At 67.5% G+C, this 12,412-nt stretch carries 15 protein-coding genes and 2 pseudogenes; 15 read left to right on the forward strand and 2 right to left on the reverse strand.

Translation table 11 applies throughout. The features are described 5' to 3' along the window. The 7 genes and pseudogenes from WAW17_RS21775 to WAW17_RS21805 all read left to right on the forward strand — a co-directional run. Positions 1-234: pseudogene (locus WAW17_RS21775) on the forward strand (phosphatidylinositol mannoside acyltransferase); the annotation flags it as partial. Continuing rightward, positions 231-1,358 (forward strand): glycosyltransferase family 4 protein, encoded by a 1,128-nt coding sequence (locus WAW17_RS21780; protein ID WP_422334994.1) that lies wholly within the window; start codon positions 231-233, stop codon positions 1,356-1,358. The pseudogene WAW17_RS21775 and the gene WAW17_RS21780, both read left to right, overlap by 4 nt. Further along, positions 1,355-2,377 (forward strand): NUDIX hydrolase, encoded by a 1,023-nt coding sequence (locus WAW17_RS21785; RefSeq protein WP_422334995.1) that lies wholly within the window; start codon positions 1,355-1,357, stop codon positions 2,375-2,377. Before WAW17_RS21780 ends, WAW17_RS21785 begins: the two co-directional genes overlap by 4 nt. A gap of 157 nt (positions 2,378-2,534) precedes the next feature. Beyond that, on the forward strand, positions 2,535-3,437 hold the full coding sequence (gene pdxS, locus WAW17_RS21790; protein ID WP_422334996.1) for a pyridoxal 5'-phosphate synthase lyase subunit PdxS: 903 nt from the start codon (positions 2,535-2,537) through the stop codon (positions 3,435-3,437). Between the two features lie 16 nt (positions 3,438-3,453). Next, entirely contained in the window at positions 3,454-4,122 is a 669-nt protein-coding gene (locus WAW17_RS21795; RefSeq protein ID WP_422334997.1) for an AzlC family ABC transporter permease, read from the forward strand. Beyond that, the gene (locus WAW17_RS21800; protein WP_422334998.1) at positions 4,119-4,427 is read left to right on the forward strand and encodes an AzlD domain-containing protein; all 309 of its coding nucleotides are present in this window, start codon (positions 4,119-4,121) and stop codon (positions 4,425-4,427) included. Before WAW17_RS21795 ends, WAW17_RS21800 begins: the two co-directional genes overlap by 4 nt. 66 nt (positions 4,428-4,493) lie before the next feature. Then, positions 4,494-5,315, forward strand: coding sequence for an acyl-CoA thioesterase (locus WAW17_RS21805; RefSeq protein ID WP_422334999.1), 822 nt, complete (start codon positions 4,494-4,496; stop codon positions 5,313-5,315). Between the two features lie 103 nt (positions 5,316-5,418). Here WAW17_RS21805 and WAW17_RS21810 read toward each other — a convergent pair whose 3' ends face one another. Next, positions 5,419-6,030 carry a hypothetical protein gene (locus WAW17_RS21810; RefSeq protein ID WP_422335000.1) on the reverse strand — a complete coding sequence of 204 codons (612 nt, stop codon included), beginning with the start codon at positions 6,028-6,030 and terminating at the stop codon, positions 5,419-5,421. A gap of 63 nt (positions 6,031-6,093) precedes the next feature. Between WAW17_RS21810 and WAW17_RS21815 the strand changes: the two genes are divergently transcribed. Then, positions 6,094-6,948: an acyl-CoA thioesterase gene (locus WAW17_RS21815; protein WP_422335001.1), complete on the forward strand. Its 855-nt coding sequence runs from the start codon at positions 6,094-6,096 to the stop codon at positions 6,946-6,948. Beyond that, entirely contained in the window at positions 6,945-7,553 is a 609-nt protein-coding gene (pdxT, locus tag WAW17_RS21820; protein WP_422335002.1) for a pyridoxal 5'-phosphate synthase glutaminase subunit PdxT, read from the forward strand. Before WAW17_RS21815 ends, pdxT begins: the two co-directional genes overlap by 4 nt. Positions 7,554-7,806: 253 nt before the next feature. On the opposite strand, the gene WAW17_RS21825 is transcribed toward pdxT, so the two are convergent. Further along, the gene (locus WAW17_RS21825; RefSeq protein ID WP_422335003.1) at positions 7,807-7,983 is read right to left on the reverse strand and encodes a hypothetical protein; all 177 of its coding nucleotides are present in this window, start codon (positions 7,981-7,983) and stop codon (positions 7,807-7,809) included. Positions 7,984-8,138: 155 nt separating this feature from the next. Here WAW17_RS21825 and WAW17_RS21830 point away from each other — a divergent pair, with 155 nt between their 5' ends. The 6 genes and pseudogenes from WAW17_RS21830 to WAW17_RS21855 all read left to right on the forward strand — a co-directional run. Beyond that, positions 8,139-8,894 carry a YebC/PmpR family DNA-binding transcriptional regulator gene (locus WAW17_RS21830; RefSeq protein WP_422335004.1) on the forward strand — a complete coding sequence of 252 codons (756 nt, stop codon included), beginning with the start codon at positions 8,139-8,141 and terminating at the stop codon, positions 8,892-8,894. A 148-nt stretch (positions 8,895-9,042) separates the two neighbouring features. Continuing rightward, complete coding sequence (ruvC, locus tag WAW17_RS21835) at positions 9,043-9,612, forward strand: crossover junction endodeoxyribonuclease RuvC (protein ID WP_422335005.1); 570 nt, start codon at positions 9,043-9,045, stop codon at positions 9,610-9,612. Next, positions 9,609-10,208: a Holliday junction branch migration protein RuvA gene (gene ruvA, locus WAW17_RS21840; protein ID WP_422335006.1), complete on the forward strand. Its 600-nt coding sequence runs from the start codon at positions 9,609-9,611 to the stop codon at positions 10,206-10,208. Before ruvC ends, ruvA begins: the two co-directional genes overlap by 4 nt. Further along, positions 10,205-11,302, forward strand: coding sequence for a Holliday junction branch migration DNA helicase RuvB (ruvB, locus tag WAW17_RS21845; protein ID WP_422335007.1), 1,098 nt, complete (start codon positions 10,205-10,207; stop codon positions 11,300-11,302). The genes ruvA and ruvB overlap by 4 nt, the downstream gene beginning before the upstream one ends. A gap of 135 nt (positions 11,303-11,437) precedes the next feature. Further along, complete coding sequence (gene yajC, locus WAW17_RS21850) at positions 11,438-11,806, forward strand: preprotein translocase subunit YajC (protein WP_422335008.1); 369 nt, start codon at positions 11,438-11,440, stop codon at positions 11,804-11,806. 143 nt (positions 11,807-11,949) lie between these two features. Further along, positions 11,950-12,412, forward strand: a pseudogene (locus tag WAW17_RS21855) (protein translocase subunit SecD); the annotation flags it as partial.

A 12,412-nucleotide genomic window follows, 5' to 3' on the forward strand; every position in this document is an offset into this window, starting at 1 on the left:
ATCGAAACCGGTGCGGCGCTGCTGCCGGTGCACTGCTGGTTCACGCCCGGCGGATGGGGATTCCGGATCGAGCCGCCGATCGACACCGGCGGCGGGGTCGAGGCGGCCACGCAGGCGCTGGCGTCCCGCTTCGAGGAGAACATCGCGAAGCACCCGGAGGACTGGCATATGTTCCAGCCGCTGTGGCTGTCGGATCTGTCGCGCGAGAGGCTCTCCCGCATGGAGACCTCGTGAAGATCGGAATGGTCTGCCCGTACTCGTTCGACGTTCCGGGCGGGGTGCAGGCCCATGTAGCGGATCTGGCCGAGGTGCTGATCGAACGCGGGCACAAGGTCAGCGTCCTGGCGCCGGCGTCGGAGGGCGTCGAGCTGCCCGACTTCGTGGTGTCCGCGGGGCGGGCGATGGCGATTCCGTACAACGGATCGGTGGCCAGGCTGAGTTTCGGTCCGGCGGCCAGCGCCCGGGTGCGGCGCTGGATTTCCGACAACGACTTCGATGTTCTCCACATCCACGAGCCCAACGCGCCGAGTCTGTCGATGCTCGCCCTGCGGGTGGCCGAAGGCCCGATCGTCGCCACTTTCCACACCTCGACCACCAAGTCTCTCGTGCTGAGTACGTTCCAGGGAGTGTTGCAGCCCTATCTGGAGAAGATCAGCGGACGCATTGCGGTCTCCGAGCTCGCACGGCGGTGGCAGGTCGAATCCCTCGGGTCCGACGCCGTCGAGATCCCCAACGGTGTGGATGTGCCCGCGTTCGCGAATGCCGACCCCCTGCCCGGCTACCCTCGGTCCGGACTCACCATCTTGTTCCTGGGCCGGTTCGACGAGCCACGGAAGGGCATGGCGGTCTTGTTGAAGGCCCTGCCGAGTCTGGTGGCGACGTACCCCGACCTCGAGGTTCTGGTTGTCGGCCGCGGTGACGTGGACAAGCTGCGGCGGGAAGCGGGACCCTTGTTCGGGCATCTCCGTCTGCTCGGGCAGGTCGACGACGCGGAGAAGGCGTCGGCGCTGCGGAGTGCCGACGTGTACTGCGCCCCCAATCTGGGCGGGGAAAGCTTCGGGATCGTGCTGGTGGAGGCCATGGCTGCGGGAGCCGCCGTCGTCGCGAGTGAGCTCGATGCCTTCCGGCGGGTCCTGCGGGACGGGCAGGCAGGGGTGCTGGTTCCGGTGGGTGACGCCGCCGCCCTCGGCGCGGGCATCGACTCACTGCTGAGTGATCCGGACCGGCGCGCCGCACTGGTGGACTTCGGCCGTACCGTCGTCGCCGAATACGACTGGCCCGTGGTCGCCGAGCAGATCCTGCGCGTCTACGAGACCGTGACCGTAGGCACCCACGGAGTCCACGAGGTCGGTTCATGACTTTCTCCGCGCTGACGATCTTCGTCCTCGCGCTGGTGGCGGCGCTGGTGCTGGCCGGCGGCCTCTGGGCGTACGGCACCGCGAACCGGCTGGACCGACTGCATGTGCGTTCCGATCTTTCCTGGCAGTCGTTGGATTCCGCCCTGGCCCGGAGGGCTGTGGTGGTGCGCGCTATCGCCGCGACGATGGATCCCCCCGATTCGAAAAGGCTGGCCGCTCTCGCGGCGCGGGCCGAACGGTCGGATCGCGTAGATCGGGAGACCGCCGAGAATGCGTTGTCGGGTGCACTGTCGGCCCTCGATCCGGATGGCCTGCCGCCGCAGCTCGTGGCGGAGCTGGCGGATGCCGAGGCGCGCGTGCTGATCGCACGGCGTTTCCACAACGATGCGGTGCGCGACACGCTCGCCCTGAGAACGCGGCGCTCGGTTCGCTGGCTGCGTCTCGGTGGCACCGCCCCGTTGCCCACGTATTTCGAGATCACCGAGCGGACCTCCGCTGCCGCGGTCACCGAGGGGCTCGCACTCGACGCCGTCCGGACCTCCGCTCGTGTCGTGCTTCTCGACGACGACGGACGTGTGCTGTTGCTGCGGGGCCACGACCCCGCACTCCCGGACATCTACTACTGGTTCACGATCGGTGGCGCGGTGGAGAAGGGGGAGAACCTGCGATCGGCGGCGATCCGGGAAATCGCCGAGGAAACCGGGCTCATGGCATCGCCGGACGCACTGCAAGGCCCGATGTGGCGCCGCGTGGCGGTCTTCTCATGGGGCGGGGAGCTCATCCGTTCGGAGGAACTGTTCTTCGCGATGCGGACCGCGTCCTTCGAGCCGCACCGCGGCGGGTTCACCGACGTCGAGGAACAGAGCATCACGGATCACCGGTGGTGCACCGCCGACACGGTGCGTGAGCTGGCGGCTGCCGGTGAGACCGTCTACCCGCACGACCTCGCGGCCCTGCTGGACGAGGCCACCGCCGTCGCGTCGGGCCTCTACGAGGCGGAAGTGCGCGCCATCACGTGACCGCGGCCACCCTGCGGGCAACACCAGGCCAGCAATGGGAGACTGGCTACGGAGCCCCGCGACCATCCGTCATAGAATCGACCATTGCAGCGTGGGCGCAGTTTGCTCAGGCATGCCGTCATCGAAGCACATTCACGCCACTACCCAGGAGTTCGCTGTGAGCACCCCCGACACCACCCCCACCACCGGCACCGCGCGCGTGAAGCGAGGCATGGCCGAGATGCTCAAGGGCGGAGTCATCATGGACGTCGTCACCCCCGACCAGGCGAAGATCGCCGAGGACGCGGGTGCCGTCGCGGTCATGGCACTCGAGCGCGTTCCCGCGGACATCCGCGCTCAGGGCGGCGTCTCGCGCATGAGCGACCCCGACATGATCGACGGCATCATCTCCGCGGTGAGCATTCCGGTGATGGCCAAGGCCCGGATCGGCCACTTCGTGGAGGCGCAGATCCTGCAGAGCCTGGGCGTCGACTACATCGACGAGTCCGAGGTGCTCACCCCCGCCGACTACGCCAACCACATCGACAAGTGGAAGTTCACGGTCCCGTTCGTCTGTGGCGCCACCAACCTGGGCGAGGCACTGCGCCGCATCACCGAGGGTGCGGCGATGATCCGGTCCAAGGGTGAGGCCGGCACCGGTGACGTCTCCAATGCCACCACGCACATGCGCACCATCGGCGGAGAGATCCGCCGCCTCACCTCGCTCAGCGAGGACGAGCTGTACGTGGCAGCCAAGGAACTGCAGGCGCCCTACGACCTGGTGGTCGAGGTCGCGAAGGCCGGCAAGCTGCCCGTGACCATGTTCACCGCGGGTGGAATCGCCACTCCCGCGGACGCTGCGATGATGATGCAGCTGGGGGCCGAGGGTGTTTTCGTCGGCTCGGGCATCTTCAAGTCGGGCAACCCGGCCGAGCGGGCAGCTGCCATAGTCAAGGCCACCACCTTCTTCGACGACCCGGATGTGCTCGCCAAGGTCTCGCGCGGCCTGGGTGAGGCCATGGTCGGCATCAACGTCGACGACCTGCCGGTCTCGCACCGTCTCGCCGAGCGCGGCTGGTGATCTTTACCGCATCGCGGTGATCGATCGCTCCTCCCTCTCCGCGCTGGCGCCGCTCGCACTGGCGATGGCCCTCGTCGGGGCATCCTTCGGTGCGGTCGCTGTGGCGGCGGGCGTGTCGTTGCCGCAGGTGATCGCGCTGTCGAGCATCGTCTACTCCGGCGGGGCGCAGTTTCTCGTCGTTGCCGCAGTGGCAGCCGGTGCAGCGCCCGCTGCGGTGGTGTTCGGTGGTCTGCTGCTCAACGCGCGGCATCTTCCGTACGGACTCGTCCTTGCGGATGTTCTGGCCGGTTCCTGGCGGTCGAGGCTTGTCGGCGCGCATCTGATGACCGACGAGGCGACAGCCTTCACCACCGCGGAGCTGGAGCGGCACCACGACACCGTGCGGGCGCGTCGCACGTTCTTCGCAGCCGGTGTGGTGCTCTTCCTCGGCTGGAACGCCGGCACCGTCGTCGGCGCCGTCGGTGGCGATCTTCTCGGTGATCCGGCCGATTTCGGTGTCGACGCCGCCTTTCCCGCCGCGCTGCTGGCGCTGACCGCGGGCGCCTGGCGGTCGCGTGTCGATCGTCGCGTGGCCCTGGCCGGGGCAGCCATCGCTGTGACTCTCACCCCCGTGCTGCCCGCAGGGCTCGGTGTTCTCGCCGGTCTCGCCGGTCTCGTCCTCGCGGGAAGGGATGAAAGGTCATGAGCTGGTGGATGATCGGTGTTCTCGCTCTCGGGACCTTCGCGTTCCGGCTCGCCGGGCCGTTGCTGCGCAGACGAATTCACCTCAGCCCGCTCGTCGTGCGGCGGATGGGATTGGCGGCCACTGCGTTGCTGGTATCTCTCGCGGCCACGCAGACGGTGTACGAAGGGACAGGCTTCGCCGGCTGGGCTCGGGTGGCCGGAGTCGCCGTGGCCGGGATCCTGATCTGGCGCCGTGCACCCTTCGTGGTGATCGTGGTCGGCGCCGCGGCGGTGACAGCGGTGCTGCGGCAGGTCGCCGTCGCCTGATGGTGCGCATGTATCCACCGGGGACGTGTGAGAGTGTCAATGCACTTACAGTGAAAGGGGTCGCGGATGGCGACGATCGAGGAGATCCTGGAACTCGAGCGCATCGAGGAGAACATCTACCGGGGCATAGCCACCGAAACCTCTCTTCCCAAGACCTTCGGAGGCCAGGTGGCTGGGCAGGCGCTCGTCTCGGCAGTCCGCACCGTCGATCCGCAGTTCGTGGTGCATTCCCTGCACGGTTACTTCCTGCGTCCCGGCAACACCGCGAAGCCCATCATGTACCTGGTGGACCGCGTCCGGGACGGCCGGTCGTTCGTCACCCGCCGGGTCAGTGCGATCCAGGACGGTCAGGCGATCTTCACGATGTCGGCGTCGTTCCAGATCCCCTCGGAGGGAATCGAACACCAGGACGAGATGCCTGTCGTTCCATCGCCGGACGGGTTGCCGATGGCCCGCGACTCCGACGACCCGGAGATCGCATGGCTCGCCCATGAGTGGTCCGACTGGGATTTGCGCCTCGTCGCCGCCGGAGATGTCGAGCGCCGGCGCGGCGCCGCCGCACAGCAGCAGGTGTGGTTCCGCTCACGAAAGTCGTTGCCCGACGACCCGGTCTTCCACGTGTGTGCCCTCGCCTACATGAGCGACATGACGCTGATCGGGTCGGCGATGACCCCACACCCGGGCATCGAGATACAGAGTGCCTCGCTCGATCATGCGCTGTGGTTCCTGCGCCCCTTCCGGGCGGACGAGTGGCTGCTCTACGACCAGACGTCGCCCTCGGCGGGTCTGGGCCGGGCCCTCGCGCAGGGGCGCATCTTCGATCGCTCCGGCAACCTGGTTGCCGCAGTGGTGCAGGAAGGCCTGACACGCTTACCCCACCCCAGCTGAACCGCCGTCCCGCCCGACCCGCGCCGTGTTGCCGAATGTGACATCGGCCGGTCGGACGGAACTACTGTGACATCGGGCGGCGCGCGGGGAGGGGACGACGGTGTCAGCGCAGGCTCACCGCAGGCCTGGTGGGATGGTTGTAGCGCACCAGAATGTCCGGCACGTCAGAGGTCTCGGCCGCGTGGCGCACGAGGGTCCCCACGGTCCACTGCAGTTCTTCCGGTGTCCAGCGGCGCAGAGCGTTTTCGCTGACCTGCAGTTGGACCGTGAGATCGAAGTCGAGGCCGCGTCCCAGAAGCATCGGGCCGGCGACGAGAAGCACCTGTCCCTCCGCCGCGGGTTCGCGCGCACACCGGGCGGAGCGGTCTTCGTCCGCATCCCACAGACGTGGCAGCCACCGGCGGTGCGTTCGCGCGGAGCCGACCACCTCGCGCCGCAACGCTTCGTAGTCGAACCATCCGGTGCGATAACCGATCTCGTCGGTGCGTCCGCGTTCGTACCGCAACGACGCGGGCCGGACGTAATCGCGCAGCGACACCACCGAGCAGGGCCGTCCGGACATCCGCAGGGACTTGCACACCGCGTGTGCCAGGGGGAGCGGTTCGGCGCTGTCGGGCGCGTCGATCGCCGCGACGACGATGCCGTAGACGGTGAGGCAGCGTTCGGTGATCAGGGCGACGAGACCGTCCGGCCCGGTCGGTGTGAACAGCGTCATGGCCCCATCGTGCCTCGCCGCCGACTGCGACCGATAACCTTGACGGGCACCTGAGGAGGGCGAATGGCGAGCGTCGAGGATATTCTCGAACTGGAACAGCTGGAGAAGGACATTTTCCGAGGTGCAGTTCACCCCTCGGTCCTGAAGCGGACGTTCGGTGGCCAGGTAGCGGGCCAGTCCCTTGTATCCGCGGTGCGTACCGTCGACGAAGAGTACAGGGTGCATTCCCTGCACGGATATTTTCTGCGCCCCGGTAACCCGACCGAGCCCACCGTGTACCTGGTGGATCGGATCCGTGACGGACGGTCGTTCTGCACCCGGCGTGTCACCGGAATCCAGGACGGCAACGCCATCTTCACGATGTCGGCCTCGTTCCATGTCGAGGACACCGGGATCGAGCACCAGGACGCCATGCCGTCGGTACCTCCCGCGGAGGAACTGACCGATGTCCAGACCATCGAGGAGTTCGCGGATTCGGTTCTGTACAAGGAGTGGAAGGACTGGGACATCCGCATCGTGCCGGCCGATTCCACGAAGAAGATCCCCGGGATCGCCGCCCAGCAGCGGGTATGGATGCGGTCCCGGAACCGCTTGCCCGACGATCAGGTATTCCACATCTGCACCCTCGCGTACCTCAGTGACATGACCCTGCTCGGCGCGGCGAAGGTTCCGCATCCGGGTGTCGTGACGCAGACGGCTTCGCTCGATCACGCCATGTGGTTCCTGCGTCCGTTCCGGGCCGACGAGTGGCTGCTGTACGACCAGACGTCCCCGTCCGCTGGATTCGGCCGGGCGCTCACGCAGGGCCGGATGTTCGATGCCGAGGGGAACATGGTGGCTGCTGTGGTGCAGGAAGGGCTTCAACGCGTCCAGCGCAATCAGGACCAGCGCGACTTCCGGACGGGAAACATGGCATGACTCGTCCCCTCGTCGGTGTTCTCGCGCTCCAGGGAGATGTGCGGGAACACCTTGCTGCACTGGATGATTCGGGAGCCGATGCGGTCGGGATCCGCCGGCCCGAGGAACTCGAGAAGATCGACGGCCTGGTGATACCCGGTGGCGAGTCGACGACGATGAGTAAGCTCCTGCAGATCTTCGAGCTGCTCGAGCCGTTGCGTACGCGACTGCGGGACGGACTGCCGGCCTACGGGTCCTGTGCCGGCATGATCCTGCTCGCGAGCGAGGTGCTCGACACCCGGCCGGACGCCCAGCACCTCGATGCGATCGATATGACGGTGCGCCGCAATGCCTTCGGGCGTCAGGTCGACTCCTTCGAGTCCGACCTCGACTTCGAGGGCATCGTGGGCGATCCGCTACGGGCGGTCTTCATTCGCGCGCCGTGGGTGGAACGGGTGGGCGACGATGTCGAGGTTCTGGCCCGGGTGCCCGACTCCGGCGGGATTGCCGCCGGCCGCATCGTCGCGGTGCGCCAGGGCTCGGTGATCGCCACGTCGTTTCATCCCGAGGTCACGGGGGACCGGCGTGTGCACGAGTTGTTCGTCGATCTCGTGCGCGAGGCGTAGGTCGTCACGCTCCGGGCGATCAGGACGTTGAGCTGAGCCGCTCCCTGCTCGGGTGCGTCGACGGTGACGGCGAACATCCGCCCGGTGTGGAGCCGGAGCACGATGCCGGGGTCGCCGGTGCGGTCGAGACCGATGTGTTTCCAGCGATCGCCGACGCGACCGGCATGGCCGAGAGACCGAGGCACGACCGTCGTCGGCGGGGCGTCGAGTCCGAGGCGGCGCGCCTCGGAGACGAATGTTCGTGCTGTCTCGATCAATTTCGGGCGGGCGAGGTCGGCGTCGGGGCGTACAGCGGCGCCGCGTCCCCGTCGGCGCGTACAGCGGCGCCGCGTCCCCGTCGGAGGTCGATCGGCCCCTCGTCGCGGAGGAAGGCGCCCCGGTGTTGGCGGGCGATCTGTTCGGCCGGCGGCGTGCTGGAACCGTGATCCACTCGCATCACCATGTTCGCCATATATGCGAACAATCTCGAAAAGAGCGGGCGTATGCCCGGGAATGCGCAGCGGCGGCGGTGCTGCGGGTAACATCGACCAAGCTGAAACCGCGCATTCGGCGTGTCAGAAACAGCAGGAAAGGGGCTTGAATCGCATGAGCGGCCACTCCAAATGGGCCACCACCAAGCACAAGAAGGCTGTGATCGATGCCAAGCGTGGCAAAGCCTTCGCGAAGCTGATCAAGAACATCGAGGTGGCGGCCCGTACCGGCGGTGGCGATCCTGCGGGTAATCCCACCCTGTACGACGCCATCCAGAAGGCCAAGAAGACATCGGTACCCAACGACAATATCGAGCGCGCGCGCAAGCGTGGTGGCGGTGAAGAAGCCGGCGGTGCCGACTGGCAGACGATCATGTACGAGGGATACGGACCCAACGGGGTCGCGGTTCTCATCGAGTGCCTCACCGACAATCGCAACCGTGCCGCGGGCGAGGTCCGCACCGCGATGACCCGAAACGGCGGGAACATGGCCGACCCCGGCTCGGTGGCCTACCTTTTTGCGCGCAAGGGTGTCGTCACCCTCGAAAAGGGCGACCAGACCGAGGACGACGTGCTGATGGCGGTCCTCGACGCGGGTGCAGAGGAGGTCACCGATCTCGGTGACACGTTCGAGATCGTCAGCGAGCCCGGCGATCTCGTGGCGGTTCGCACCGCGCTGCAAGAGGCGGGAATCGACTACGATTCCGCCGAAGCCGACTTTCGGGCCTCGGTGGAGGTGCCTCTGGATGCGGAGGGTGCGCGGAAGGTCTTCAAGCTGGTCGACGCACTCGAGGACTCCGACGACGTGCAGAACGTGTATACCAACATCGATCTGTCCGACGAGGTCCTCGCCGAGCTCGAAGAGGACTGAGCGGCGGTAACGCGGCGGAGGCCGGTGGGAACTTTCTGCCGCGCCGGGTTGCCCTGCGTGTTGGTACACCGACACGTCCGACCCCACGACTAAACTCTCGAACAGCTGTTCGGCTGATCGGCTGTGGGTGTGGGAGAGGTGGAGTTACGTGCGTGTGCTGGGTGTGGATCCCGGTCTGACCCGGTGCGGATTCGGCGTGGTCGACGGCGGGAGTGGCCGGACCGTCACCCCGGTGGCCGTCGACGTCGTGCGCACCCCGGCCGACCTGGACTTGGCGTCGCGGTTGCTGAGGATTTCGGACGCCGCGGAGGCCTGGATCGACCTGCACCGTCCCGAAGTGGTGGCGGTCGAGCGGGTCTTCTCGCAGCACAATGTGCGCACCGCGATGGGCACCGCGCAGGCCGGTGGTGTCGTCGCACTCGCGGCGGCACGCCGCGGCATCCCGGTGTGCTTTCACACTCCCAGTGAGGTGAAAGCTGCCGTCACGGGCAGCGGTTCTGCCGACAAAGCGCAGGTGACGGCCATGGTGACACGTATTCTGCGGTTGGCATCCGCACCCAAGCCCGCTGACGCCGCCGACGCGTTGGCGCTGGCTATCTGCCACTGCTGGCGGGCCCCGATGATCGAACGCATGGCCCGGGCCGAAGCGGCGGCCGGCGAACAGAGACGTCGCTATCAGGCTCGGCTGGCCGAGTTGAAGAAGGCAGGTACACGATGATCGCGTCCGTTCGTGGCGAGGTGCTCGAAATCGCGCTCGATCATGCGGTGATCGAATCCGCGGGTGTGGGCTATCGGGTGAACGCCACGCCCGCGACCCTCGGGAGTCTGCAGCGCGGTGCCGAAGCCCGGCTGGTCACGGCGATGATCGTGCGCGAGGACTCGATGACGCTGTACGGCTTTCCCGATTCCGATTCGAAGGAGCTGTTCGGGCTTCTGCAGACCGTGTCGGGTGTGGGGCCGAGGCTGGCCATGGCCACGCTCTCCGTGCTCGATCCGGACGTCCTGCGCAAGGCCCTCGCGGAGGGCAACGTGACGGCGCTGACGAGGGTGCCCGGGATCGGGAAGCGTGGTGCCGAGCGAATGGTCGTGGAACTGCGCGACAAGGTCGACGCGTACTCGTCCGCAGCCGGTGTGCAGGTCGGCGGGGCACCCGGCGGATCGGTTCGTGAACAGATCGTCGAGGCCCTCGTCGGACTCGGGTTCCCGGCCAAGCAGGCCGAGCAGACCACCGACGCCGTTCTGGCCGAGGCCCCCGAGGCCACCACGGCCGCCGCACTGCGGTCGGCGCTCTCCGTGCTCGGGAAGACCCGATGAATATCGAGCCCGGGGGCGATCCCGACGAAGAATCGCCTGTGTCTGCCGCCCTCGTCGCCGGTGACGGCGATATCGAGGGGAGCCTGCGGCCGAAGAGTCTCGACGACTTCGTCGGCCAGCCGCGGGTCCGGGAGCAGCTCCAACTGGTGCTGACCGGCGCGAAGATGCGCGGCGGCACCCCGGACCACATTCTGCTGTCGGGTCCGCCTGGGCTCGGTAAGACGAGCATGGCGATGATCATCGCCGCGGAACTCGGGTCGTCGCTGCGTCTGACGTCCGGTCCCGCACTGGAGCGGGCCGGTGACCTGGCGGCGATGCTCAGCAATCTCGTCGAGGGCGACGTGCTGTTCATCGACGAGATCCACCGGATCGCGCGGCCGGCCGAGGAAATGTTGTATCTGGCGATGGAGGACTTCCGGGTCGATGTGGTGGTGGGCAAGGGCCCCGGAGCGACCTCCATTCCGCTGGAAGTGGCGCCGTTCACCCTGGTGGGTGCCACGACCCGGTCGGGGGCGCTGACGGGACCGCTCCGCGACCGGTTCGGGTTCACCGCGCATATGGATTTCTACGAGCCGGCCGAACTTCAGCAGATCCTCGTGCGGTCCGCGGGAATCCTGGGCGTGGCGCTGGGGGACGATGCGGGCGCGGAGATCGCCGGCCGGTCACGTGGCACCCCCCGCATCGCGAACCGCCTGTTGCGGCGGGTCCGGGATTACGCGGAGGTCCGCGCCGACGGTGTCGTGACCGTGGACATCGCCCGTGCTGCTCTGGCCGTGTACGACGTCGACCAACTCGGTCTCGACCGGCTCGACCGTTCTGTGCTCAGCGCGCTCGTGCGGAGCTTCGGCGGCGGCCCGGTCGGGGTGTCCACCCTGGCCGTCGCGGTCGGGGAGGAACCCGCCACCGTCGAGGAGGTCTGCGAACCGTTCCTGGTCCGTGCCGGAATGATCGCGCGCACACCCCGGGGCCGCGTCGCCACGGCGGCGGCATGGAGTCAACTGGGGCTGACGCCTCCGCCTGACGCCGTTGCGGGCGGTATCGAGGTCCGGGTGAACGAACCCCAGGCTTCGCTGTTCGATCCGGAGGACCCGTGAGAGACCGCGACACGCGCCCCGCCGAGGCGACCCCACCGCTCTTCGGGAAGGTAATGGCACACTGGTGTACTGCAGAGGTCCATCCGGGATCTGTGCGCCCCAGACCGTGCGACATGTTCAGAGGTTGACTTTTCGATGGATTTTCTCTTCCCGCTTCTCATTCTGGCGCTACTCGTGCCCATGTTCCTGGGCATCCGCCGCCAGAAGAAGGAGACGGCCAAGACCACTGCGCTGCAGGACTCGCTCTCGGTAGGCGACCGCATCCTGACCACGGCCGGACTGTTCGGGACCATCGTCGGTCTGGCCGACGATACCGTCGAGTTGGAGATTGCTCCCGGTGTCGTGACCACCTGGTCGCGGCTGGTCGTTCGCGAGCGGATCGCCGACACGGACGACGAGCACGAGTCGATCGAGGACGAATCGGTCGAGGACGAGACCGGGGCGGACGCTGCGTTCGGCAACCCTGAGCAGGGCGACAACACACCTCGGCTGAACAAGGATTGATCCTCGTCCGCCCGGCTGTCGCCGGGGCCGCTCCGTACCAGGCGTTCCGGGCGCCATAATCCCGGCTGCGCCCTGCGATGGTCCGCAGGGTGCACACGAGATGTTCCCAACCGAACTGCACGTACCGAGGAGACATAGAGACCGTGGCACCTTCCACAGGATCGGTGCATCCCGTCCGCTACCTCACCGTTTTCGCGGTGCTGTTGGCGGTGCTGTATGCCCTGGTGTTCTTCACTGGAGACAAGTCTGCGACACCGAAACTGGGCATCGACCTGCAAGGGGGAACCCGCGTCACGCTCACCGCCCGCACCCCCGACGGGAGTAAGCCCACCCAGGACAGCCTGCGACAGGCACAGTCGATCATCGAGACCCGGGTGAACGGTCTCGGGGTGTCGGGTTCCGAGGTGGTGATCGACGGTGACAACCTCGTGATCACCGTCCCCGGTGACGACGGTGCGCAGGCCCGTTCGCTCGGGCAGACCGCTCGCCTCTACATCCGGCCGGTGCAGACCTCGCAGGCTGCTGCCGCCCCGGTCGCGCAGGCTCCGGCCACCGGAGCGCAGACACCGGAACCGCAGAACAGGCCGTTCCCGGCGCAGGATCCGT

Source organism: Rhodococcus sp. (in: high G+C Gram-positive bacteria) (genome assembly GCF_049286785.1).
GTDB lineage: Bacteria > Actinomycetota > Actinomycetes > Mycobacteriales > Mycobacteriaceae > Rhodococcus_F.

Coding starts and splice junctions, on each gene's coding strand:
- WAW17_RS21785 (WP_422334995.1), top strand. CDS start 1,355: ATGACTTTCTCCGCGCTGACGATCTTCGTCCTCGCGCTGGTGGCGGCG.
- WAW17_RS21800 (WP_422334998.1), top strand. CDS start 4,119: ATGAGCTGGTGGATGATCGGTGTTCTCGCTCTCGGGACCTTCGCGTTC.
- WAW17_RS21805 (WP_422334999.1), top strand. CDS start 4,494: ATGGCGACGATCGAGGAGATCCTGGAACTCGAGCGCATCGAGGAGAAC.
- WAW17_RS21810 (WP_422335000.1), bottom strand. CDS start 6,030: ATGACGCTGTTCACACCGACCGGGCCGGACGGTCTCGTCGCCCTGATC.
- WAW17_RS21815 (WP_422335001.1), top strand. CDS start 6,094: ATGGCGAGCGTCGAGGATATTCTCGAACTGGAACAGCTGGAGAAGGAC.
- pdxT (WP_422335002.1), top strand. CDS start 6,945: ATGACTCGTCCCCTCGTCGGTGTTCTCGCGCTCCAGGGAGATGTGCGG.
- WAW17_RS21830 (WP_422335004.1), top strand. CDS start 8,139: ATGAGCGGCCACTCCAAATGGGCCACCACCAAGCACAAGAAGGCTGTG.
- ruvA (WP_422335006.1), top strand. CDS start 9,609: ATGATCGCGTCCGTTCGTGGCGAGGTGCTCGAAATCGCGCTCGATCAT.
- ruvB (WP_422335007.1), top strand. CDS start 10,205: ATGAATATCGAGCCCGGGGGCGATCCCGACGAAGAATCGCCTGTGTCT.
- yajC (WP_422335008.1), top strand. CDS start 11,438: ATGGATTTTCTCTTCCCGCTTCTCATTCTGGCGCTACTCGTGCCCATG.